35 protein-coding genes are annotated in these 21,437 nt (G+C 68.0%); 1 reads left to right on the top strand and 34 read right to left on the bottom strand.

All coding sequences use genetic code 11. The annotated features are described in order from the left end of the window. Window positions 1–86: 86 nt before the first annotated feature. Window positions 87–1,145, top strand: coding sequence for a hypothetical protein (locus AB0B14_RS06965; RefSeq protein ID WP_357521754.1), 1,059 nt, complete (start codon window positions 87–89; stop codon window positions 1,143–1,145). A gap of 22 nt (window positions 1,146–1,167) precedes the next feature. Here AB0B14_RS06965 and truA read toward each other — a convergent pair whose 3' ends face one another. The 34 genes from truA to tuf all read right to left on the bottom strand — a co-directional run bounded on the left by truA (window position 1,168) and on the right by tuf (window position 21,415). Then, window positions 1,168–1,998, bottom strand: coding sequence for a tRNA pseudouridine(38-40) synthase TruA (gene truA, locus AB0B14_RS06960; RefSeq protein ID WP_357078699.1), 831 nt, complete (start codon window positions 1,996–1,998; stop codon window positions 1,168–1,170). 68 nt (window positions 1,999–2,066) lie between these two features. Beyond that, entirely contained in the window at window positions 2,067–2,624 is a 558-nt protein-coding gene (gene rplQ, locus AB0B14_RS06955; RefSeq protein WP_357078696.1) for a 50S ribosomal protein L17, read from the bottom strand. A 33-nt stretch (window positions 2,625–2,657) separates the two neighbouring features. After that, window positions 2,658–3,680, bottom strand: a complete 1,023-nt coding sequence (locus AB0B14_RS06950) for a DNA-directed RNA polymerase subunit alpha (RefSeq protein WP_007465227.1) — start codon at window positions 3,678–3,680, stop codon at window positions 2,658–2,660. A 98-nt stretch (window positions 3,681–3,778) separates the two neighbouring features. After that, complete coding sequence (rpsD, locus tag AB0B14_RS06945; protein ID WP_030489600.1) at window positions 3,779–4,405, bottom strand: 30S ribosomal protein S4; 627 nt, start codon at window positions 4,403–4,405, stop codon at window positions 3,779–3,781. Between the two features lie 13 nt (window positions 4,406–4,418). Further along, window positions 4,419–4,826 carry a 30S ribosomal protein S11 gene (gene rpsK / locus AB0B14_RS06940; RefSeq protein ID WP_030329919.1) on the bottom strand — a complete coding sequence of 136 codons (408 nt, stop codon included), beginning with the start codon at window positions 4,824–4,826 and terminating at the stop codon, window positions 4,419–4,421. A gap of 87 nt (window positions 4,827–4,913) precedes the next feature. Next, window positions 4,914–5,294, bottom strand: a complete 381-nt coding sequence (gene rpsM / locus AB0B14_RS06935) for a 30S ribosomal protein S13 (protein ID WP_030329917.1) — start codon at window positions 5,292–5,294, stop codon at window positions 4,914–4,916. 265 nt (window positions 5,295–5,559) lie between these two features. Then, complete coding sequence (gene rpmJ, locus AB0B14_RS06930; RefSeq protein ID WP_043965539.1) at window positions 5,560–5,673, bottom strand: 50S ribosomal protein L36; 114 nt, start codon at window positions 5,671–5,673, stop codon at window positions 5,560–5,562. A 91-nt stretch (window positions 5,674–5,764) separates the two neighbouring features. Further along, entirely contained in the window at window positions 5,765–5,986 is a 222-nt protein-coding gene (gene infA / locus AB0B14_RS06925; RefSeq protein ID WP_007073013.1) for a translation initiation factor IF-1, read from the bottom strand. A gap of 356 nt (window positions 5,987–6,342) precedes the next feature. Further along, window positions 6,343–6,891 (bottom strand): DUF1707 domain-containing protein, encoded by a 549-nt coding sequence (locus AB0B14_RS06920; protein WP_357521752.1) that lies wholly within the window; start codon window positions 6,889–6,891, stop codon window positions 6,343–6,345. Between the two features lie 160 nt (window positions 6,892–7,051). Then, window positions 7,052–7,903, bottom strand: a complete 852-nt coding sequence (map, locus tag AB0B14_RS06915; protein ID WP_357080799.1) for a type I methionyl aminopeptidase — start codon at window positions 7,901–7,903, stop codon at window positions 7,052–7,054. A gap of 87 nt (window positions 7,904–7,990) precedes the next feature. Then, entirely contained in the window at window positions 7,991–8,644 is a 654-nt protein-coding gene (locus AB0B14_RS06910; protein WP_007465256.1) for an adenylate kinase, read from the bottom strand. Further along, window positions 8,645–9,973, bottom strand: a complete 1,329-nt coding sequence (gene secY / locus AB0B14_RS06905) for a preprotein translocase subunit SecY (RefSeq protein ID WP_357521751.1) — start codon at window positions 9,971–9,973, stop codon at window positions 8,645–8,647. 233 nt (window positions 9,974–10,206) lie between these two features. Beyond that, on the bottom strand, window positions 10,207–10,650 hold the full coding sequence (rplO, locus tag AB0B14_RS06900; RefSeq protein WP_357080805.1) for a 50S ribosomal protein L15: 444 nt from the start codon (window positions 10,648–10,650) through the stop codon (window positions 10,207–10,209). Further along, entirely contained in the window at window positions 10,650–10,832 is a 183-nt protein-coding gene (rpmD, locus tag AB0B14_RS06895; RefSeq protein ID WP_007465262.1) for a 50S ribosomal protein L30, read from the bottom strand. Before rpmD ends, rplO begins: the two co-directional genes overlap by 1 nt. Next, complete coding sequence (gene rpsE / locus AB0B14_RS06890; RefSeq protein WP_007465263.1) at window positions 10,832–11,446, bottom strand: 30S ribosomal protein S5; 615 nt, start codon at window positions 11,444–11,446, stop codon at window positions 10,832–10,834. The genes rpmD and rpsE overlap by 1 nt, the downstream gene beginning before the upstream one ends. 33 nt (window positions 11,447–11,479) lie before the next feature. Continuing rightward, window positions 11,480–11,869: a 50S ribosomal protein L18 gene (rplR, locus tag AB0B14_RS06885; protein WP_357080808.1), complete on the bottom strand. Its 390-nt coding sequence runs from the start codon at window positions 11,867–11,869 to the stop codon at window positions 11,480–11,482. After that, on the bottom strand, window positions 11,866–12,408 hold the full coding sequence (rplF, locus tag AB0B14_RS06880) for a 50S ribosomal protein L6 (protein WP_266246314.1): 543 nt from the start codon (window positions 12,406–12,408) through the stop codon (window positions 11,866–11,868). The genes rplR and rplF overlap by 4 nt, the downstream gene beginning before the upstream one ends. A gap of 16 nt (window positions 12,409–12,424) precedes the next feature. Then, a complete protein-coding gene (rpsH, locus tag AB0B14_RS06875; RefSeq protein WP_007465270.1) occupies window positions 12,425–12,832 on the bottom strand; it encodes a 30S ribosomal protein S8 in 408 nt (135 codons plus the stop codon). A gap of 116 nt (window positions 12,833–12,948) precedes the next feature. After that, the gene (locus tag AB0B14_RS06870; protein WP_007465272.1) at window positions 12,949–13,134 is read right to left on the bottom strand and encodes a type Z 30S ribosomal protein S14; all 186 of its coding nucleotides are present in this window, start codon (window positions 13,132–13,134) and stop codon (window positions 12,949–12,951) included. Between the two features lies 1 nt (window position 13,135). Beyond that, window positions 13,136–13,702: a 50S ribosomal protein L5 gene (gene rplE, locus AB0B14_RS06865; RefSeq protein ID WP_357080811.1), complete on the bottom strand. Its 567-nt coding sequence runs from the start codon at window positions 13,700–13,702 to the stop codon at window positions 13,136–13,138. Beyond that, on the bottom strand, window positions 13,702–14,022 hold the full coding sequence (rplX, locus tag AB0B14_RS06860) for a 50S ribosomal protein L24 (RefSeq protein WP_172899047.1): 321 nt from the start codon (window positions 14,020–14,022) through the stop codon (window positions 13,702–13,704). Before rplX ends, rplE begins: the two co-directional genes overlap by 1 nt. Next, the gene (rplN, locus tag AB0B14_RS06855; protein ID WP_007465279.1) at window positions 14,019–14,387 is read right to left on the bottom strand and encodes a 50S ribosomal protein L14; all 369 of its coding nucleotides are present in this window, start codon (window positions 14,385–14,387) and stop codon (window positions 14,019–14,021) included. Before rplN ends, rplX begins: the two co-directional genes overlap by 4 nt. Window positions 14,388–14,484: 97 nt before the next feature. Next, the gene (gene rpsQ, locus AB0B14_RS06850) at window positions 14,485–14,763 is read right to left on the bottom strand and encodes a 30S ribosomal protein S17 (RefSeq protein ID WP_030489590.1); all 279 of its coding nucleotides are present in this window, start codon (window positions 14,761–14,763) and stop codon (window positions 14,485–14,487) included. Next, the gene (gene rpmC / locus AB0B14_RS06845; RefSeq protein ID WP_007465283.1) at window positions 14,760–14,996 is read right to left on the bottom strand and encodes a 50S ribosomal protein L29; all 237 of its coding nucleotides are present in this window, start codon (window positions 14,994–14,996) and stop codon (window positions 14,760–14,762) included. Before rpmC ends, rpsQ begins: the two co-directional genes overlap by 4 nt. Next, a complete protein-coding gene (rplP, locus tag AB0B14_RS06840; protein WP_053653940.1) occupies window positions 14,996–15,421 on the bottom strand; it encodes a 50S ribosomal protein L16 in 426 nt (141 codons plus the stop codon). Before rplP ends, rpmC begins: the two co-directional genes overlap by 1 nt. 3 nt (window positions 15,422–15,424) lie before the next feature. Further along, window positions 15,425–16,294, bottom strand: coding sequence for a 30S ribosomal protein S3 (gene rpsC / locus AB0B14_RS06835; RefSeq protein WP_007465294.1), 870 nt, complete (start codon window positions 16,292–16,294; stop codon window positions 15,425–15,427). Then, window positions 16,294–16,752 (bottom strand): 50S ribosomal protein L22, encoded by a 459-nt coding sequence (gene rplV, locus AB0B14_RS06830; protein ID WP_007465297.1) that lies wholly within the window; start codon window positions 16,750–16,752, stop codon window positions 16,294–16,296. The genes rpsC and rplV overlap by 1 nt, the downstream gene beginning before the upstream one ends. A gap of 41 nt (window positions 16,753–16,793) precedes the next feature. After that, the gene (rpsS, locus tag AB0B14_RS06825; protein WP_007465299.1) at window positions 16,794–17,075 is read right to left on the bottom strand and encodes a 30S ribosomal protein S19; all 282 of its coding nucleotides are present in this window, start codon (window positions 17,073–17,075) and stop codon (window positions 16,794–16,796) included. A 12-nt stretch (window positions 17,076–17,087) separates the two neighbouring features. Then, complete coding sequence (gene rplB / locus AB0B14_RS06820; protein WP_110563095.1) at window positions 17,088–17,927, bottom strand: 50S ribosomal protein L2; 840 nt, start codon at window positions 17,925–17,927, stop codon at window positions 17,088–17,090. A 12-nt stretch (window positions 17,928–17,939) separates the two neighbouring features. Further along, entirely contained in the window at window positions 17,940–18,242 is a 303-nt protein-coding gene (gene rplW / locus AB0B14_RS06815) for a 50S ribosomal protein L23 (RefSeq protein ID WP_007465304.1), read from the bottom strand. Further along, a complete protein-coding gene (gene rplD / locus AB0B14_RS06810; RefSeq protein WP_110563096.1) occupies window positions 18,239–18,889 on the bottom strand; it encodes a 50S ribosomal protein L4 in 651 nt (216 codons plus the stop codon). The genes rplW and rplD overlap by 4 nt, the downstream gene beginning before the upstream one ends. Then, entirely contained in the window at window positions 18,886–19,551 is a 666-nt protein-coding gene (gene rplC / locus AB0B14_RS06805; protein WP_357080820.1) for a 50S ribosomal protein L3, read from the bottom strand. The genes rplD and rplC overlap by 4 nt, the downstream gene beginning before the upstream one ends. A gap of 11 nt (window positions 19,552–19,562) precedes the next feature. Next, entirely contained in the window at window positions 19,563–19,871 is a 309-nt protein-coding gene (gene rpsJ / locus AB0B14_RS06800) for a 30S ribosomal protein S10 (RefSeq protein ID WP_007073037.1), read from the bottom strand. Between the two features lie 350 nt (window positions 19,872–20,221). Continuing rightward, the gene (gene tuf / locus AB0B14_RS06795) at window positions 20,222–21,415 is read right to left on the bottom strand and encodes an elongation factor Tu (RefSeq protein ID WP_110563098.1); all 1,194 of its coding nucleotides are present in this window, start codon (window positions 21,413–21,415) and stop codon (window positions 20,222–20,224) included. Between the last annotated feature and the right edge of the window lie 22 nt (window positions 21,416–21,437).

The raw sequence follows: 21,437 nt of genomic DNA, 5'->3' as shown, positions 1-21,437 counted from the left end.
CGACCCGGGGCGGCCAGGACACCACCCACGCGCACATTTCCCCGATATTACCCCCTAAAGGGACAATCGCTCCTACTCTGGGCGACATGGTGTATCGGTACGAGTCCGATGAGGACGCTTTCGAGGAGTACCCGGAGCCCGGGTCCGACCTGTCGGTGTTCGGCGCCGGTCCGCCCCCGCCGGCCGGGCCCTCTCCGTCGCGCTTCCCCGCGCCGTCGCTGCCCCGACCGAACCAGCTCTCCCTGCCGTCGACGCAGCCGCCGCCGACCCGTGCCGAGGTTGCGCCGCCGACCCGTGTCGACGTTCCGTCTGCCGCCTCCCGCAGCCAGGTCTACACCTCGGCCACCGCGATGGAGCCCAGCTCCCGACGCGGCGGTGGCCGCCTGTGGCAGGTGCTGGTCGGCGGCGCGGCCGTCCTGGTGCTGCTCGCACTCTGCGGCCTCGGCGCCGCCGCGCTGATCGACCGCAACGAGCAACCCGCGGCCGGCCCCACATCCCCGCCGACCGCCGCGCCGACGTCCGCCGCGCCGGAACGGCTGGCCCTCGACTCCCGAGAATCCGACCGGGCCCCGCTCAGCGCCAAGGAACTCTTCCCCGGCAAGGAGCTGACGCTCACCGCCGGCCAGCCGAGCTACCAGGTGCTCAAGACCCAGTCCAGCGGCAGTTGCGCCGTCGCCGCCACCGGCGAGGTCGCCGACCTGCTGGCCCTCCTCGGCTGCAACCAGGTCGTCCGGGCCACGCTGCGCACGCCGAAGGGCGATCACCTGGTCACCGCCGGGTTGTTCAACCTGACCGACAAGGTCAGCGCGGAACGGGCCCGGGACCGGATCCGCCCACTCCTCGACGAGCGGAAGGGCCGCTTCCGTGGCCTCGCCGCCGGTGACGGCACCGACGTGCTGAGCAGCGCCCCCGCGCGGGTCGGCTGGCAGGTGCGCGGTCACTACGTGGCGTACGCGCTGGTGGTCCGCGAGGACGGGGCGACGATCAAGGCGGGCGACGCCACGGTCCGCGAGATCCTGTTCGACATGATCGAGCTGCACCTCAGCCGGGGCGTTCTGCAACAGCGGGCCGAGGGTGGCACCGCCGCCCAGCCGACGCCGGAAACCTCCGCCAGCGGCGACGACGGCGACCTGCCCGGCGAGTGAGCCTGCGGCACCCCGCCGGCGGTCAACCCTCGATCGGAACCCGCAGTCGACGGGTGAGGTCGGCGCGGCGCGCGTACTCGGTCGGATCGGCGGGGTAGCCGACGGCGACCAGGGTCAACCCCCGCGCGGGAGCCACTGTCACCTCGCTGGAGCGGTCCTGCCGGGTGAGCAGGCTGCCCGGCCACTCGACCGGGCGGCGGCCGTCCCCGGCCACCAGCATCGCCCCTACCAGGCTGCGCACCATCGCCTGGCAGAACGCGTCGGCCTGCACGGTGGCGACCAGGATGCCGTCCGGGTCGCGACGCCAGTCCAGCCGGGTCACCTCGCGCAACGTGGTCGCGTTCTCCTTGCGCCGGCAGTACGCGGCGAAGTCGTGCTCGCCGACCAGGCCGCTCGCGGCGGCGTTCAGTGCGGCCAGGTCGAGCGGCTTCGGCCAGGCCAGCACCTCGTGCCGGCGCAGTGGCTCCGCGCCGAAGGGCGCATCGGTGACCCGGTACTCGTAGCGGCGGAAGGTGGCCGAGAACCGGGCGTCGAAGTCGGTCGGCACCTCGGTCATCGCGCGTACGCGGACGTCGGTGGGGAGCAGCCGGGCCAGGCGGCGCAGCAGCCGCCCCTCGTGCTCCCGCCACACGTCGACGGGTAGCTCCAGGTGGCAGACCTGCCCGGTGGCGTGCACTCCCGCGTCGGTGCGACCGGCAACCGTCAGCCCGGTGACCGCGCCGGCACCGAGGATCAGGTCCAGGGTCTCGACGAGCACCCCCGCGACGGTGCGCCGGGTCGGCTGGGGTGCCCAGCCGGAGAAGCCCGTGCCGTCGTACGAGACGTCCAGCCGCAGCCGGATCCGCTCGTCCACCTCGTACCTCCTGTCATGGGTCGGGCCCGACACCCCGATGGGGGTGCCGGGCCCGACGTTGCCCTTGATCAGGCCTTGTTCTCGGTGGCCTCGTCGCTGTCCTCGCGGGCGGCGTCGGTGTCACCGGACGCCGACACCGGCGCCTCGGAGTCCTGGTCGGTCTGCGCCGACTGCGGAGCCTCGTCGGCCGGGGCGAGCGCCTCGACCTTGTCCTGCTGCGCGGCCTTGCGGGCGGCGGTCTTCTTGTTCACCTTCGGCTCGGCGACCTGAAGCTCCTCCACCAGCTCGATGATGGCCATCGGCGCGTTGTCACCCTTGCGCGGACCGGTCTTCACGATCCGGGTGTAACCGCCGGGGCGGTTGGAGTACCGAGGTGCGATCTGGTCGAACAGGGCGTAGACCACGTCCTTGTCCTTGACGACACCCAGCACCCGCCGCCGCGAGGCGAGGTCACCGCGCTTGGCCTTGGTGATGAGCTGCTCGGCCAACGGACGCAGCCGCCGGGCCTTCGTCTCGGTGGTCTGGATCTTGCCGTGCTGGAACAGCGCGGTCGCCAGGTTGGCGAGCATCAGCCGCTCGTGCGAGGGGCTGCCGCCGAGGCGGGGGCCCTTGGTGGGCGTGGGCATTTTGGTGCTCCTCAGTTGTGGCGGCAGCGCGGACTAGAGCTGCTCGGTCTCGCGGTAGTCGTCGGTGTCGTAGTCGGCCTCGCCGAAGGTGTCCACGACGTGCGCCGGGTCGAAGTTCGGAGCCGAGTCCTTCAGCCCGAGACCCATCCCGGCGAGCTTCATCTTGACCTCGTCGATCGACTTCTGACCGAAGTTGCGGATGTCGAGGAGGTCGGCCTCGGTACGCCCGATGAGCTCACCAACGGAGTTGATGCCCTCGCGCTTGAGGCAGTTGTAGGAGCGGACGGTGAGGTCCAGCTCCTCGATCGGCAGGGCCAGGTCCGCCGCCAGCTGGGCGTCCTGCGGGGACGGCCCGATGTCGATGCCCTCGGCGGTCTCGTCCAGCTCCCGGGCCAGCCCGAACAGCTCCACGAGCGTCGAACCGGCGGAGGCCAGCGCGGTGCGCGGACCCATCGACGGCTTGGTCTCGACGTCGATGATCAGCCGGTCGAAGTCGGTGCGCTGCTCGACACGGGTCGCCTCGACGCGGTACGTCACCTTCAGCACCGGCGAGTAGATCGAGTCGACCGGGATCCGGCCGATCTCGGCGCCGGACTGCTTGTTCTGTGCCGCCGTCACGTAGCCCCGGCCCCGCTCGACGGTCAGCTCCATGTCGAGCCGGCCCTTGCCGTTGAGGGTGGCGAGCTTGAGATCCGGGTTGTGCACCGAGACGCCGGCCGGCGGCTGGATGTCGCCCGCGGTCACGTCGCCCGGGCCCTGCTTGCGCAGGTACATGCTGACCGGCTCGTCGTGCTCGGAGCTGACGCACAGCTCCTTGATGTTCATGACGAGCTCGACCACGTCCTCCTTGACACCGGGGATCGTGGTGAACTCGTGCAGGACACCGTCGATCTTGATCGAGGTGACGGCCGCGCCCGGGATCGACGACAGCAGCGTGCGCCGCAGCGAGTTACCCAGGGTGTAGCCGAAGCCCGGCTCCAGCGGCTCGATGGCGAACCGCGACCGGGTCTCGTTGATCGACTCCTCGGAGAGGGAGGGTCGCTGGCTGATGAGCATCTTTTCTCTTCTCTTCCGGGGCGCCCGCTATTTGACGCCCACGACACAAACTGTTCCGGTGGCCCGCCCCGAGGGGCGGACCACCGAACGAGCTCGGACTACTTGGAGTAGAGCTCGACGATCAGCTGTTCCTGGACCTGCGTGTCGATGACCTGCCGGGCCGGGAGGGAGTGCACGAGCACCTTCATCTGGCTCGGGATGGCCTCAAGCCACGCCGGAACCGTCTTCGAGCCGGCCTGAGCCTGCGCGACGATGAACGGGGTGAGCTCCTTGCTCTTGCCCCGAACCTCGATGATGTCGTGCTCCTTGACGCGGTACGACGGGATGTCGACCTTCTTGCCGTTCACCGTGAAGTGACCGTGCTTGACCAGCTGGCGGGCCATGTCCCGCGAGTGGGCGTAGCCGGCCCGGTAAACGACGTTGTCCAGCCGCGACTCGAGGATCTGCAGGAGGACCTCACCGGTCTTGGCCTGCTTGCCAACGGCTTCCTCGTAGTAACCGCGGAACTGCTTCTCCAGCACGCCGTAAACCCGACGGGCCTTCTGCTTCTCACGGAGCTGGAGCAGGTACTCCGTCTCCTTGGTGCGGCCGCGGCCGTGCTGCCCGGGCGGGAACGGCCGGGACTCGAACGGGCACTTCGGACCATCGCACTTGCTGCCCTTGAGGAACAGCTTCATCTTCTCCCGCCGGCAACGGCGGCAGTCTGCACCGGTGTAACGAGCCATCTCTCTCTACCTCTCAGACCCGGCGACGCTTCGGCGGACGACATCCGTTGTGCGGCTGCGGGGTGACGTCGGCGATCTGGCCGACCTCGAGGCCCACGGCCTGCAGCGAACGGATGGCGGTCTCCCGGCCGGAGCCGGGGCCCTTGACGAACACGTCGACCTTGCGCATGCCGTGCTCCATGGCGCGACGCGCGGCAGCCTCGGCGGCCAGCTGCGCGGCGAACGGAGTCGACTTGCGGGAGCCCTTGAAGCCCACCTGGCCAGCGGAGGCCCAGGAGATGACCGCACCGGTCGGGTCCGTGATGGACACGATGGTGTTATTGAACGTGCTCTTGATGTGCGCCTGCCCGTGGGCGACGTTCTTGCGTTCCTTGCGCCGGACCTTCTTTACAGCGGCTCCGGCACGAGCCTTCGGTGGCATAAGTCTGTGCGCTCCTAGTTGACTTTCCGGATCGGGTTGCGGCCTGACCCGCCTCGGCGGCGGCCGACCCCGTCATCCGGTCAAGAACTACTTCTTGCCGGGCTTCTTCTTGCCGGCGACGGTCCGCTTCGGGCCCTTGCGGGTCCGTGCGTTGGTCTTGGTCCGCTGGCCACGCACGGGCAGGCCCCGGCGGTGCCGGATGCCGGCGTAGCAGCCGATCTCAACCTTGCGGCGGATGTCAGCGGCGACCTCGCGGCGCAGGTCGCCTTCAACCTTGTAGTTGCCCTCGATGTGGTCGCGGAGCTGCACGAGCTCCTCGTCCGTGAGGTCCCGAGCGCGCTTGTCCGGCGAGATGCCGGTGGCGGCGAGTGTCTCCAGGGCGCGGGTGCGACCGACCCCGAAGATGTAGGTGAGCGCGATCTCCAACCGCTTCTCGCGGGGGAGATCCACGCCGACTAGACGTGCCATGTGCGGGCGTACTCCTCGTGATGTGTGGCGGAGGTGTGGACCCGTCCCACCCCGCTACCGGCCGTCCCGTCTTTCCGACGCGGTGAGCGCCGGCGACCGGGATCGGTCGCTGCCCGAGCGGGCCCCGGCCTCCGACCGGGGGTCAGCCACGCAGGAGTACGACTCGCGTACCACTCGCGGCTGGGACGAGCATGTGTGATGTGTGTGTCGCTGGGGATCTGCCCGGACCAACGCCACCCGGCCGGTTAGGGCCGGACGGGCTGAGTCAGCCCTGGCGCTGCTTGTGGCGCGGGTCGCTGCAGATGACCATGACCCGGCCGTGCCGGCGGATAACCCGGCACTTGTTGCAGATCCTCTTGACGCTCGGCTTGACCTTCACGGTTGCCTTACTTCCCATCTGGCCCGGGGACGCGCTCTGCGCGACACCGGACGTCGAAGACGGACACGGGACTTCCCGGCCGTCGTCAGGACTACTTGTAGCGGTAGACGATGCGCCCGCGGGTCAGGTCGTACGGCGAGAGTTCGACGACGACCCGGTCCTCCGGAAGAATGCGGATGTAGTGCTGCCGCATCTTGCCGCTGATGTGAGCCAACACCTTGTGGCCGTTCGCGAGCTCCACCCGGAACATGGCGTTCGGCAGGGGCTCGATGACCCGACCCTCGATCTCAATGGCTCCGTCTTTTTTCGGCATGTCCTCCGCTGTCCTGACGTCGATTGCTCCGGGCGGCCCACAACGTCTTACACGGAAATCTGATCAGAATCAGAAGACCGCGCCAGCCGCGGCTCCAGGTCCCACCGAAGCGCAGGGTGGGCATGCCGGAGTGGACGCTGTGCGCCGATCTGAAAGTGTACGCCGACCTGCGCTCCCCCGCCAAACCGGCCACCCACCCACCTCCCCAGGCCCCACCCTCACCCCACCCTCACCCCGTTGATCATGGAGTTATTGCCACGACACGCCGGGATCGGTGGCAATAACTTCATGATCAACGGGGTGAGGGTGGGGGCGGAGGCCGGTGGGGTGGGGGGTGGGGGGGGTGGGGGGTGAGGTTAGGGGGTTGGGGGGGTTTCGTTTGGGTTGGTGGCGCGCTTTGCCTTCTTCCGCTCTCGGCGGCGTTGGCGCTTGATGGCCTGGCGCTGGGGCTCCTTCGCGGCCAGCCCGGAGACCGTACGGACCACAAGCACCGCGCCCCAGGGCCCCGCCACCCAGCCCGGCCAGAAGTAGAGCAGATCCTGGCTCAGCAGCGACGTCACCGCCCAGATGGTCACCACGATGGCGATCACCCGCAGGTACGGGAACCACACCTCAGCCAACCAGCGGGCCGTGACGCCACGCGCCACCGGCGCAGGCTGGTCGCCGACACTCGGCGGGGCGGCCGGGGTGAGCGGCGACAGCGCCGAACGCTCCACGGGCGCCACCGGCGGCAGGTCGGTGAGCAGCCCGTCCAACTCGGCGTACGTGCGCGCCGCGTAGGCCCGCTGCACCCGCTCGTCGTACTCGTGCAGGTCCAACCGGCCCTCGCCGAGGGCAACCCGTAGCCGGTCGGCAACCACCTCACGGTCCGCGTCCGCGGCCCGCATCCCGTCACGCCCGTCCATGCCGGCAAGCATGCCACCGTCACGCCAGTCCCGCCCCACCCGGAAACCCGGTCGATCATGGCGTTATCGCCACGCTTCACGGCGTGTCATGACAATAACTTCATGATCAACGCGCGGGGTGGGGTGGAGGTGGGGTGGGGTGGGGTGGGGTGGGGTGGGGTTAGGGGGTGGTTGAGGCTGCTGGTTGGCGGGCGGTTACCAGGTCGCCCAGGCGGGCGCGGCCGCCGTCGAAGGCCGTGAGCACCCAGACGCCGTCGGGCAGCAGGGCCATCGAGTGCTCGACGTGCGCCGCCACCGAGCCGTCCCGGGTGACGACCGTCCAACCGTCGGCCAACTCGACGGTACGCGGAGACGCCATCGTGATCATCGGCTCGATGGCCAACGCCATGCCGGGGACCAGTCGCGGGCCCTTGCCGGGCCGGCCGTGGTTGAGCACGTGCGGGTCCTGGTGCATCTCGGTGCCGATGCCGTGCCCGCCGTAGCCGTCGACGATGCCGTACCGGCCGCCCTTGCGGACAGCCGTCTCCACCGCGTGCGAGATGTCGGTGAGTCGGCCCTTGCCGCTGGCCGCACCGCGGGCGGCGGCGGCGATGCCGGCCCACATCGCGTCCTCGGCGACCTCGGCCATCTTCAGCAGTGCCGGGTCGACGTCGCCGACCCCGACGGTGATGGCGGAGTCGCCGTGCCACCCGTCCAGCACCGCACCGCAGTCGATGGAGATCAGATCACCGGCCTGGAGCACCTGCCCCGGCGACGGGATGGCGTGCACGATCTGCTCGTTGACCGAGGAACAGATCGACGCCGGGAAACCGTGGTAGCCCTTGAACGACGGGACACCACCCGCCTCGCGGATGGTCGACTCGGCGATGGCGTCCAGATCGGCGGTGCTCACACCGGGGGCGACGGCCTCCCGCATGCGGCGAAGCGCCTCGGCCACCACCAGCCCGGCGGCCCGCATCTTCTCGATCTGGTCCGGGGTCTTCAGCTGGATGTCCAGCTGGGGACGACGCATGGAGCGATTACCTTTCGTTGCCGAACAGCGGGGCACGTCACGCGTACCCCGCTGTTCGCACTCTATCCGCCGTGGTCCGGCGGGACCTCAGCCGCCGTACGACCGCAGTGCGTCGATGGCCCGGGTGGTGACGTCCTCCACCGGGCCGGTGGCGTCGATCCCGACCAGCTTGCCCTGGGCGCCGTAGTAGTCGACCAGGGGCGCGGTCTTCTCGCTGTACTCACGAAGCCGGGTGGCGATCGTCTCCGGCTTGTCGTCGTCGCGCTGGAACAACTCGGCGCCACACCTGTCGCAGATGCCCGGCCGGGTGGTGGCGTCGAACTCCACGTGCCAGATCTTGCCGCAGCCCCGACAGGTGCGCCGACCGGAGAGCCGGCGGATCACCTCGTCGTCGTCGACCACCAACTCCAGAACCAGATCCAGTGCGGTGCCCAGGTCGGCGAGGAGCTTGTCCAGGGCGGCCGCCTGCGGAGTGGTCCGCGGGAAGCCGTCGAGCAGGAAGCCCTCGCTGGCGTCGGGCTCGGCCAGCCGGTCCCGGACCATGTTGATGGTGACCTCGTCCGGAACCAGCTCGCCTGCGTCCATGTACCGCTTCGCCTCGACGCCGAGCGGCGTGCCCTGGGTGACGTTCGAGCGGAAGATGTCTCCGGTCGAGATCTTGGGTACCGACAGGTGCGCGGCGACGAACTCTGCCTGCGTGCCCTTACCCGCACCCGGCGGGCCAACCAGAACGAGTCTCATCTACCGCAGGAACCCTTCGTAGTTCCGCTGCATGAGTTGGCTCTCGATCTGCTTCACGGTCTCCAGACCGACGCCAACCATGATGAGCACAGCGGTGCCACCGAACGGGAAGTTCTGGTATTGCTGGTCGTCCAGCCAGATGAAGAAGAAGTTCGGCAGGATCGAGATGATGCCGAGGTAGAGCGCGCCCGGCAGGGTGATCCGGCTGAGGATGAAGTCCAGGTAGTCGGCGGTCGGCTTGCCCGGGCGGATGCCCGGGACGAACCCGCCGTACTTCTTCATGTTGTCCGCGACCTCGGTCGGGTTGAACGTGATCGAGACGTAGAAGTACGTGAAGAAGATGATCAGCAGGAAGTAGACCACGATGTAGATCGGGCTACTCGGGTTGACCAGGTTGTTCTGGATCCACGCCTGGGTCTTGCCCGGGTCGTTCTGGTCGAAGAACTGCAGGGCCAACTGCGGCAGGTAGAGCAGCGACGAGCCGAAGATGACCGGGATGACACCCGCCTGGTTGACCTTCAGCGGGATGTACGTCGAGGTGCCGCCGTACATCCGTCGGCCGATCATCCGCTTGGCGTACTGCACCGGGATCCGGCGCTGTGCCTGCTCGATGAAGGTGACCGCGGTGATGACCACCAGGACCAGCGCGATGACCAGGGCGAACTTGCCCCAGCCCTGGCTCTGCTTGATGTTCCAGCCCTCGCCGGGCAGCCGAGCGGCGATCGAGGTGAAGATCAGCACGGACATGCCGTTGCCGACGCCCCGGTCGGTGATCAGCTCACCGAGCCACATGACCATGCCGGTGCCGGCGGTCATCGTGATCACCAGGATGCTCAGGGTCAGCCAGTCCGGGATGCCGGTGCCGGTCGGGATGATCGGGAACTGGTCGCAGCGGTTCTGGAAGAGCTGCCCCGAGCGGGCCAGCGCCACGAACGCCGAGGCCTGCAGCACACCGAGACCGAGGGTCAGGTAGCGGGTGTACTGCGTGATCTTCGCCTGACCAGCCTGGCCCTCCTTGCGGAGCTGCTCCAGGCGCGGGATCACGACGGTCAGCAGCTGCAGGATGATCGACGCGGTGATGTAGGGCATGATGCCCAGCGCGAAGACCGAGAGCTGGAGCAGCGCCCCGCCGGAGAAGAGGTTGAGCAGATTCAGCGGGCCCGTCGTGTCACCCGAGATGGAGTCGAGGCACTTCTGCACGTTGCCGTACGAGACGCCCGGGCTGGGGAGCGTTGCACCCAGTCGGTAGACCGCGATGATGCCTACTGTGAACAGCAGCTTCTTGCGCAGGTCAGGCGTACGGAACGCACTGAGAAAGGCGGACAGCAACTTCTTCCTCCTGCGCGAGGCGGGCCGCCGGTGAACCCTGGCGGGTGGGGGTGGATCACGAGCGAGTGCCCGCAATCCATGGCTGGGATGGGACTCTAACAGCCCCACCCCGGTCCGGGCAGATGTGCCCGACTACATAAATCGATTCCGATATTACCCGGCGCACGAAGCCCAGGCAGACCATGGCGCCCGCCAGTTGCTCACAACTGGACGGGCGCCATGGGTAGAACGCCTTACAGCTCGGTGGCGGAGCCGCCGGCAGCAGCGATCTTCTCCTTGGCCGACGCACTGAACGCGTGCGCGGACACCTGGAGCGACACACCGCCGAGGTCCCCGGTGCCGAGGACCTTGACCGGGTGACCCTTGCGGACCGCGCCGGACTCGACGAGCTCCAGCGGGCCGACCTGACCACCATTCGGGAACAGCTCAGCCAGTCGGTCCAGGTTGACCACCTGGAAGACCACCTTGAACCTGTTCTTGAAGCCCTTCATCTTCGGCAGGCGCATGTGGATGGGCATCTGCCCACCCTCGAACGCCGCCGAGATGTTCTTACGAGCCTTGGAGCCCTTGGTACCGCGACCAGCGGTCTTGCCCTTGGAACCCTCACCGCGACCCACACGGGTCTTCGCGGTCTTGGAACCGGGCGCCGGGCGCAGGTGATGCACCTTGATCGTCATTACTCGACCTCCTCGACCTTCACGAGGTGGCTCACAGTGAAGATCATGCCGCGGATCTCGGGCCGGTCCTCCTTGACCACCACGTCGTTGATCCGCTTGAGACCGAGCGAACGCAGCGACTCACGCTGGTTGTGCTTGGTCCCGATACCGGACCGGAGCTGGGTGACCTTCAGGCGTGCCATCAGCGCGCCACCCCCGCACGCGACGCCAGCATGGCGGCCGGCGCGACGTCCTCCACCGGCAGGCCACGACGCGCCGCGACCTGCTCGGGGGACTCAAGCCCCTTCAGGGCCGCCACGGTGGCGTGCACGATGTTGATCGGGTTCGAGGAGCCGAGGCTCTTCGAGAGCACGTCGTGGATCCCGGCGCACTCCAGCACGGCGCGCACCGGACCACCGGCGATGACACCCGTACCGGCCGAGGCCGGCTTGAGCAGCACGACACCAGCGGCGTCCTCACCCGTCACCGGGTGTGGGATCGACTGACCGATCCGCGGAACCTTGAAGAAGTGCTTCTTGGCCTCCTCGACACCCTTGGCGATGGCCGCGGGCACCTCCTTGGCCTTTCCGTAGCCCACGCCGACCGTGCCGTCGCCGTCGCCCACGATCACCAGGGCGGTGAAGCTGAAGCGACGACCACCCTTCACGACCTTGGCGACGCGGTTGATCGCGACGACCCGCTCAAGGTGCGGGGTCTTCTCGACGGGCGCGTTTCCGCGGCCGCCCTCACGGCGGTTGTCGCGGCGACCACCCTCGTTGCCACCGGACCCGCCGCCACGGCGCTGTTGACCTGGCATCAGCAGCCTTCCTTATCTCTCGTGACGGGGTTGTTAGAACTCGAGCCCGGCTTCGCGGGCGGCGTCGGCAAGCGCGGCGACTCGCCCCGCGTACCGGTTGCCGCCGCGGTCGAAGACGACCTTGGAGACGCCGGCGGCCTTGGCCCGCTCGGCGAGCAGCGCGCCCACCTTGCCGGCGAGGGCACTCTTGTCGCCCTCCGTACCGCGCAGCGAGGCGTCCAGGGTCGACGCCGACGCCAGGGTGTGGCCCTTGGTGTCGTCGACGATCTGGGCGACCATGTGCCGCAGCGAACGGGTGACGACCAGGCGCGGACGCTCGGACGTACCGCTGACGTTCTTGCGGACGCGGAAGTGCCGACGCGCACGCCCAACGGCGCGCTTGGCGGCGACGCCGCGGCGGCGCTTGAGCAGCGTGGCGCTCACTTCTTACCTGCCTTTCCAGCCTTGCGGCGGATGACCTCGCCCTGGTACTTCACGCCCTTGCCCTTGTAGGGCTCCGGCGGGCGGATCTTCCGGATGTTGGCGGCGACCTCACCGACCTGCTGCTTGTCGATGCCAGCCACGTGGAACAGGGTCGGCCGCTCCACCGTGAAGGTGATGCCCGCCGGGGCGGGGACGACCACCGGGTGCGAGAACCCGAGCGCGAACTCGAGGTCCGAACCCTTGGCGGTGACCCGGTAACCGGTGCCGGCGATCTCCAGGCTCTTGCGGTAGCCCTCGGTGACCCCGACGATCATGTTGGCAACCAGCGTACGGCTCAGGCCGTGGAGTTCCTTGGCCTTGCGCTCGTCGTTCGGCCGGTTGACGTTGAGCTGCCCATCCTCGGCCCGCTCGACCGTGATCGGCTCGGCGAGGGTGTGCTCAAGCTGGCCCTTGGGGCCCTTGACCTTGACGGTCTGCCCGTCGATCGTGATGTCGACGCCGGCTGGTACCGGGATCGACTTACGTCCAATTCGCGACATTTCTACCAGTCTCCCGTTACCAGACGAAGGCGAGGACTTCCCCGCCAACACTCCGCTTGCGGGCCTGCCGGTCGGTCAGCAGCCCCTGGGACGTCGAAATGATCGCCACGCCCAGCCCACCGAGCACCCGCGGGAGCCCGTCCGACTTGGCGTACACCCGGAGACCGGGCTTGGACACGCGCTTGATGCCGGCCAGGCTCCGCTCGCGGTTCTGGCCGTACTTCAGCTCGACGACCAGTCGCTTGCCGACGGCACCCTCCTCGGGCTCCTCGACCGACCAGGTGGCGATGTAACCCTCGGCCTTCAGGACCTCGGCGATGTTCGCCTTGATCTTGGAGTAGGGCATCTTCACCTGATCGTGGTACGCCTGGTTGGCGTTACGCAGACGCGTGAGCATGTCTGCGATCGGGTCGGTCATCGTCATGGATTTCGTCAGCCTTTCTCGCCGGGGTTCCCGGGGCATCAGCCCCGGGCCTACGGCGAAGAGCAATACCTAATCGGTGCAGGAGTTCCCGGCCGACGGCCGGGACGCGGTCGCCCTTACCAGGAAGCCTTGGACACGCCCGGCAGCTCACCGCGGTGAGCCATCTCCCGGATGCAGACCCGGCAGAGCCCGAACTTGCGGTAGACCGCCTTCGGACGCCCGCACCGCTGGCAGCGGGTGTACGCGCGAACCGAGAACTTCGGCTTCGCGGCCGCCTTGATGATCAGCGCCTTCTTGGCCATCTCAGTTCTCCTTGAACGGGAAGCCCAGGAGCTTGAGCAGCGCCCGGCCCTCGTCGTCGGTCGTGGCGGTCGTGACCACCGTGATGTCCATGCCCCGCTGGCGATCGATCCGGTCCTGGTCGATCTCGTGGAACACCGACTGCTCGGTCAGACCGAACGTGTAGTTGCCGTGCCCGTCCAGCTTGCGCCCGTCCAGACCGCGGAAGTCGCGGATACGCGGCAGCGAGATGGACAGCAGCCGGTCCAGGAACTCCCACATCCGGTCGCCGCGAAGGGTCACCTTCGCACCGATCGGCATGCCCTCGCGGAGCTTGAACTGCGCGATGGACTTGGTCGCCCGCCGCACCTGCGGCTTCTGGCCGGTGATCGTGGCGAGGTCGCGGACCGCGCCGTCGATCAGCTTGGCGTCGCGAGCAGCCTCGCCGACACCCATGTTGACGACGATCTTGACCAGCCGCGGCACCTGCATGGGGTTGCCGTAGCTGCCCTGCTCGCGCAGCTGGGCCACGATCTCGTTGCGGTACCGCTCCTTGAGGCGCGGCAGGGTCTTTTCGGTAGCCGTGGTCATCACAGGTCCTTACCGGTGCTACGCGCGATGCGGACCTTCTGGCCGTTGTCGTCGATCCGGTAACCGACGCGGGTCGGCTTGCCGTCGGAGTCCAGGACCTGCACGTTCGAGACGTGGATCGGGGCCTCCTGAGTGACGATGCCGCCGGTCTTGGCGCCACGCTGGGTGGTGCTGATGCGGGTGTGCTTCTTGACCCGGTTCACGCCCTCGACCAGGACCTTGTCCTGCCGCGGGTAGGCCTGAATGACCTTGCCCTTGGCACCCTTGTCCTTGCCGGCGATGACGACGACCGTGTCGCCCTTCTTGACCTTCACGGTCACAACACCTCCGGCGCGAGGGAAATAATCTTCATGAACCGCTTGTCCCGCAGTTCCCGGCCCACCGGGCCGAAGATACGGGTACCACGCGGGTCCCCACCGTCCTTGATGATGACGGCGGCGTTCTCGTCGAAGCGGATGTACGAGCCGTCCGGCCGACGCCTCTCCTTGGCCGTGCGAACGACGACAGCCTTGACGACGTCGCCCTTCTTCACACCGGCACCCGGGATGGCGTCCTTGACCGTGGCCACGATGACGTCGCCGATGCTCGCGTAGCGCCGACCCGAGCCACCGAGAACCCGGATGCACAGGATCTCCCGGGCACCCGTGTTGTCGGCGACGCGCAGTCGCGACTCCTGCTGAATCACGTCTATCTCCTATGTCTGCCGGTTCTCCGGCCGCCGTAGCGGCCGGAGCCTGGCGGAACCTACGCCCGACGCAACGCCGGGCGAGCTCGAGCCTTCGCTACTTGGCCTTTTCCAGGATCTCCACGATCCGCCAACGCTTGGTGGCGCTCAGCGGCCGGGTCTCCATGATGAGAACCCGGTCACCGGTGCCAGCGGCGTTCTGCTCGTCGTGCACCTTCAGCTTGGCCGTACGGCGCATGATCTTGCCGTACAGCGCGTGCCGAACCCGGTCCTCGACCTCGACGACGACGGTCTTGTCCATCTTGTCGCTGATCACCAGGCCCTCGCGGACCTTGCGGCGCGACCGCGCGGCGGCGGTGGCGGTCTCTTCGGTCATGATGCAGTCACCTCAGTCGGCGCGGCCGAGAGCCCCAGCTCGCGCTCACGCATGATCGTGTAGATCCGGGCGATCTCCCGACGGATGACCTGCAACCGCCGGTTGTTGTCCAGCTGCCCGGTTGCGGCCTGCACGCGGAGGTTGAACAGCTCCGCCTTGGCCTCCCGCAGCTTCGTGACCAGCTCCTCTTCGGAGAGCTCACGCAGCTCGGTCGCCTTAACGCCCGCTGCCATCAGGATTCACCCACTTCGCGCGTAACAATGCGGCACTTCATCGGGAGCTTGTGGATCGCGCGACGCATGGCCTCTCGCGCGGTCTGCTCGTTGGGGAAGGACATCTCGAAGAGAACCCGCCCCGGCTTGACGTTGGCGACCCACCACTCGGGCGAACCCTTACCGGAACCCATCCGGGTCTCGGCAGGCTTCTTGGTGAGGGCCTGGTCCGGGAAGATCGTGATCCAGACCTTGCCACCACGCTTGATGTGGCGAGTCATCGCGATACGTGCCGACTCGATCTGCCGGTTCGTCACGTACGCCGGCTCGAGAGCCTGGATCCCGAACTCGCCGAACACCACCCGGTTACCACCCTTGGACGCGCCACTGCGGTCCGGGTGGTGCGGCTTGCGGAAGCCCTTCGGGGGCTTGCGCGGCATCAGCATCTGTCAGCCCTCCTGCTGCGTTTCTGCCGGAGCAGCCGCGGCCGCGACAGCTGCGCTGTCGACCGGCTCGCCGCTCGGCGTCTCGGCCTGCTGCGCGATGGTGGTCGCAGCAGCCCGTCCGGCCTCGGTGCCACCGGCCGTGGTGCCGGACGAACCCGACCGGCCACGACGCGGACGCTCGGGACGGTCGCCACGCTCACCACGACGCGGGCGGGACGGACCGGCCTCGGCCGGAGCCTCCCGGCCCGGGACGGCGTCGCCCTTGTAGATCCAGACCTTCACACCGATCCGGCCGAACGTGGTACGGGCCTCGAAGAAGCCGTACTCGATGTTGGCCCGCAGCGTGTGCAGCGGAACCCGGCCCTCACGGTAGAACTCGGTCCGGCTCATCTCGGCGCCGCCGAGGCGACCCGAGACCTGAACCCGGATGCCCTTGCAGACCGGGTTCTTCATCGCCGACTGCATGGCCTTGCGCATCGCCCGACGGAAGCTGACCCGGCTGGACAGCTGCTCGGCCACGCCCTGCGCGACGAGCTGAGCGTCCGACTCGGGGTTCTTCACCTCGATGATGTTCAGCTGAACCTGCTTGCCGGTGAGCTTCTCGAGCTCACCGCGGATCCGGTCGGCCTCCGCACCCTTACGGCCGATGACGATGCCCGGCCGGGCGGTGTGGATGTCGACCCGGACCCGGTCGCGGGTGCGCTCGATGTCGACCTTGGAAATCCCGGCACGCTCGAGGCCCTTGGACATCATGCGGCGGATCTTGACATCCTCGCCGATGTAGTCCTTGTAGAGCTTGTCCGCGAACCAGCGGGACTTCCAGTCGGTCGAGATGCCGAGCCGGAACCCAGTGGGGTGAACCTTCTGACCCATTACTCGGCGTCCTCCGTCTTGCTCTGCGCTTCGGCCGGTGCGGCCTCCGTGGCCGGGGCGGCCTTCTTCGCCGCGGCCTTCCTCGGCGCTGCCGGCGCGACCGCTTCGACCGCCACGGTGATGTGGCAGGTGCGCTTGCGGATTCGGTACGCCCGACCCTGCGCCCGCGGCTGGAACCGCTTCATCGTCGGGCCCTCGTCCACGAAGGCCTCGCTGACGAGCAGCGCGTCGGGGTCCAGCCGCTCGTTGTTCTCCGCGTTGGCGATCGCGCTAGCGAGCACCTTGTACACCTGCTCGCTCGCAGCCTGCGGCGCGAACTGCAGCACCGTTAGCGCCTCCTTCGCGGGCAGGCCGCGGACGAGGTTGACCACCCGGCGCGCCTTCATCGGCGAGATGCGCACGTGCCGCGCAACCGCCCGCGCGCCCGGAAGCACCGGAGCGTCGCCCTTTCCTGGCATCGCTGTAACCCCTTGTTCCCTCTATCCGTATGCCCGCGGCGTCAGCGCCGACGGCTCTTCCGGTCGTCCTTCTCGTGACCCTTGAAAGTGCGGGTCAGCGCGAACTCGCCGAGCTTGTGCCCGACCATCGCCTCGGTCACGAACACCGGGACGTGCTTGCGTCCGTCGTGCACGGCGATCGTGTGCCCCAACATCTCGGGGATGATCGTCGAGCGCCGCGACCAGGTCTTGATCACGTTCTTGGAGCCCTTGTCGTTCTGTACTTCCACCTTCTTGAGCAGGTGGTCGTCGACGAACGGGCCCTTCTTCAGGCTGCGAGGCATGTCTTATCTCCCTCAGCCGCGCTTACGCGTGGCGTAGCGACGGCGGACGATCAGCCGGTCACTCGGCTGGCCCTTACGGCGGGTGCGGCCCTCGGGCTTACCCTGCGGGTTGACCGGGTGGCGACCACCGGAGGTCTTACCCTCACCACCACCGTGCGGGTGGTCGACCGGGTTCATGGCGACACCACGGACGGTCGGGCGCTTGCCCTTCCACCGCATCCGGCCGGCCTTGCCCCAGTTGATGTTCGACTGGTCGGCGTTGCCGATCTCGCCGACGCTGGCGCGGCAGCGCACGTCCACCCGCCGGATCTCGCCGGACGGCATACGCAGGGTCGCGTACGCGCCCTCGCGGCCGAGCAGCTGGATGCCGACACCGGCGGAACGGGCCAGCTTGGCCCCGCCACCCGGACGCAGCTCCACGTTGTGGATCGTGGTACCGACCGGGATGTTGCGCAGCGGCAGGTTGTTACCCGGCTTGATGTCGGCGCCCGGACCGGACTCGACGCGGTCGCCCTGCTTCAGGTCCTTCGGCGCGATGATGTACCGCTTCTCGCCGTCGGCGTAGTGCAGCAGCGCGATGCGCGCCGTGCGGTTGGGGTCGTACTCGATGTGAGCGACCTTCGCCGGCACGCCGTCCTTGTCGACCCGCTTGAAGTCGATCAGACGGTACTGGCGCTTGTGACCGCCGCCGTGGTGCCGCGTGGTGATCCGGCCGTGGGCGTTACGCCCGCCCTTCTTCGGCAGCGGAACCAGCAGCGACTTCTCCGGCGTGGACCGGGTGATCTCGGCGAAGTCAGCGACACTCGAGCCACGTCGGCCCGGCGTCGTCGGCTTGTACTTACGGATAGCCATTGTCTACACCCCTCAGCTGACCGGGCCGCCGAAGGCCTCGATGCGGTCACCGTCAGCCAGCTTCACGATCGCCCGCTTGGTCGCCTTGCGCTGACCGAAGCCGGTCTTGGTGCGCTTGCGCTTACCCTGGCGGTTGAGCGTGTTGACCGTCAGGACGCGGACGTTGAAGATCTGCTGGATAGCGATCTTGATCTCGGTCTTGTTCGCGTCCGGGTGCACCAGGAAGGTGTACCAGTTCCGGTTCAGCTCGCTGTAGCTCTTCTCCGAGACGACCGGCGCCACGATGATGTCGCGCGGGTCGGCGATCGTGCTCACTTGCCACCCTCCTCGGTGGTCTCGGCGGGCACGCCCAGGAACTCGTCCAGGGCGTCCTTGGTGAAGACCACGTCGTCGGCCACCAGCACGTCGTACGTGTTCAGCTGGCCGGACTCGATCAGGTGCACGCGCGGCTCGTTGCGCAGCGACACCCAGTTCAGCTCGTCGGTGCTGCTCAGCACGACCAGGACCCGACGGGCCTCGGTGAGCTTGGTCAGCGTGGCCAGGGCCGCCTTGGTCGACGGCTTCTCGCCCGAGACGAACGCCTCGACGACGTGCACCTGCCCGGCGCGGGCCCGGTCGGAGAGGGCACCCCGCAGAGCGGCGGCCTTCATCTTCTTCGGGGTCCGCTGGCTGTAGTCGCGCGGCACGGGACCGTGCACGACGCCACCGCCGGCGAACTGCGGCGCGCGGATCGAGCCCTGCCGGGCGCGACCGGTGCCCTTCTGCTTGTACGGCTTCTTGCCGCCACCAGCGACCTCGGCGCGGGTCTTGGTCTTGTGCGTGCCCTGTCGGGCCGCCGCGAGCTGGGCCACCACGACCTGGTGCATCAGCGCGACGTTGGCCTGCACGTCGAAGATGTCCGCCGGCAGCTCGACGGAGCTGCTGGTGGTGCCTTCGACGGTGCGCACGTCAACGGTGGTCACTTGGCCGCACCGCCCTTCTTCACCTTGATCTTGGCCGCGGTACGGACCAGAACCAGCGCGCCCTTGGGGCCAGGAATGGCACCCCGGACGAGCAGGAGGTTGTTCTCCGTGTCGACCGCCTGGACGGTCAGGTTCTGCACGGTGTAGCGAACGCCACCCATCCGGCCGGCCATCCGGGTGCCCTTGAAGACACGACCGGGAGTGGCGCAGGCGCCGATGGAACCGGGCGAGCGGTGCTTGCGCTCGACACCGTGGCTGCTGCCCAGACCGTGGAAGCCGTGCCGCTTCATGGCGCCGGCGAAGCCCTTGCCCTTGGTCTTGCCGGTCACGTCGATGGTGAGGCCGGCCGGGAACTCCTCGACAGTGACTTCCTGCCCGAGCGAGTATTCCCCCGCGTCCGTGGTGCGCAGCTCGACGATGTGCCGGCGCGGCGCCACGTCCGCCTTGGCGTAGTGCCCGCTGATCGGCTTCTTGACCTTGCGCGGGTCGATGGTGCCGTAGGCCAGCTGGACCGCGGAGTAACCGTCCTTCTCGGCGCTACGAACCTGGCTGATGACGCACGGGCCGGCCTCGACCACGGTCACGGGAACAACCTTGTTGTTGTCCCAGACCTGGGTCATGCCGAGCTTGGCGCCCAGGATCCCCTTGACTTGCCTGTCCATTTGTCCGGTCCCTACAGCTTGATCTCGATGTCGACGCCAGCCGGCAGGTCGAGGCGCATGAGCGAGTCGACCGTCTTCGGGGTCGGGTCGATGATGTCGATCAGCCGCTTGTGCGTGCGCATCTCGAAGTGCTCGCGCGAGTCCTTGTACTTGTGCGGCGAGCGGATAACGCAGAAACGGTTGATCTCCGTGGGCAGCGGCACCGGGCCCGCGACCTGCGCCCCGGTGCGCGTCACCGTCTCGACGATCTTCCGAGCCGAGGAGTCGACGACCTCGTGGTCATAGGCCTTGAGCCGGATGCGGATCTTCTGTCCCGCCATGGTGGCTTCTGTTCCTTCTCTCGATGCCGCTGTGTTGCGGGCGCCTGTACCGGCTGGCACAGGCCCACTTCGCCGACCCCCGCGGTCGGGCGTGTCGCGCCCTCGGGCCGGGCTCCGCCCCGTGGTTCCGGAGTGGTGCTGACCGCGCGGTGGGTCAAGGCGCCGATCGCATTACCGCGACCTGAACGCCGTGCGAGGGTGGTTGGCGACTGGGCCGCCAACCACCCTACGCTCGACTGCCTCGCCACCCGGAGGTTCAGCGAAAGCCGAACACAGGCGACGAACTGTCGTTACGCAACCTGACTAGTATGCCGCACGACCGGCGGCGGGTCTAATCGGGGTTACCTAGTTCACTTGATGATCTTGGTGACGAACCCGGCGCCGACGGTGCGGCCACCCTCGCGGATCGCGAACTTGAGGTTCTCCTCCATGGCGATGGGCTGGATCAGCTTCACCGACATGGTGGTGTTGTCACCCGGCATGACCATCTCGGTGCCCTCGGGGAGGGTGACGACACCGGTGACGTCCGTGGTCCGGAAGTAGAACTGCGGGCGGTAGTTCTGGAAGAACGGGGTGTGCCGGCCGCCCTCCTCCTTGGAGAGGATGTAGACCGTCGCCTCGAACTCCGTGTGCGGGGTGTTCGAGCCCGGCTTCACGACGACCATGCCGCGCTCGACCTCGTCGCGCTTGGTGCCACGCAGCAGCAGGCCGACGTTCTCGCCTGCGCGAGCGTCGTCCAGGGTCTTCCGGAACATCTCGATCGCGGTGACCTTGGTCTTGAAGCTCTTCTCCTTGATACCGACGAGCTCGACATCCTCGTTCGGCAGGAGAACGCCACGCTCCACGCGACCGGTGACGACGGTGCCACGACCGGTGATCGTGAAGACGTCCTCAACCGGCATCAGGAACGGCATGTCGACCTCGCGCTCCGGCTGCGGGATCGAGGTGTCGACAGCGGTCATCAGGTCCAGCAGCTTGCCGGTCCACTCGGGGTCACCCTCGAGGGCCTTCAGCGCCGAAACCCGAACGACCGGCAGGTCGTCACCCGGGTACTCCTGCGAGGAGAGCAGCTCGCGGACCTCGAGCTCGACGAGCTCCAGGAGTTCCTCGTCGTCGACCATGTCGCTCTTGTTGAGCGCCACGACGATGTACGGCACACCGACCTGACGGGCCAGCAGCACGTGCTCGCGGGTCTGCGGCATCGGGCCGTCGGTCGCCGCGACCACCAGGATCGCGCCGTCCATCTGCGCGGCACCGGTGATCATGTTCTTGATGTAGTCCGCGTGGCCGGGGCAGTCGACGTGCGCGTAGTGCCGCGCCTCGGTCTGGTACTCGACGTGCGCGATCGAGATCGTGATGCCGCGGGCCTTCTCCTCCGGCGCCTTGTCGATCTCGTCGAACGGCGTGTAGGGGTTCAGGTCCGGGAACTGGTCGTGCAGGACCTTGGTGATGGCCGCCGTCAGCGTCGTCTTACCGTGGTCGATGTGACCAATGGTGCCGATGTTGACGTGCGGCTTAGTCCGCTCGAACTTAGCCTTCGCCACTGGTGTCCTCCTGTGGACTTCT

The organism is Micromonospora sp. NPDC049171, from assembly GCF_040648275.1.
Classification (GTDB): Bacteria; Actinomycetota; Actinomycetes; order Mycobacteriales; family Micromonosporaceae; genus Micromonospora.
The sequence above is the reverse complement of the archived record's forward strand: the minus strand, read 5'-3'. Positions and strand labels throughout refer to the sequence as shown.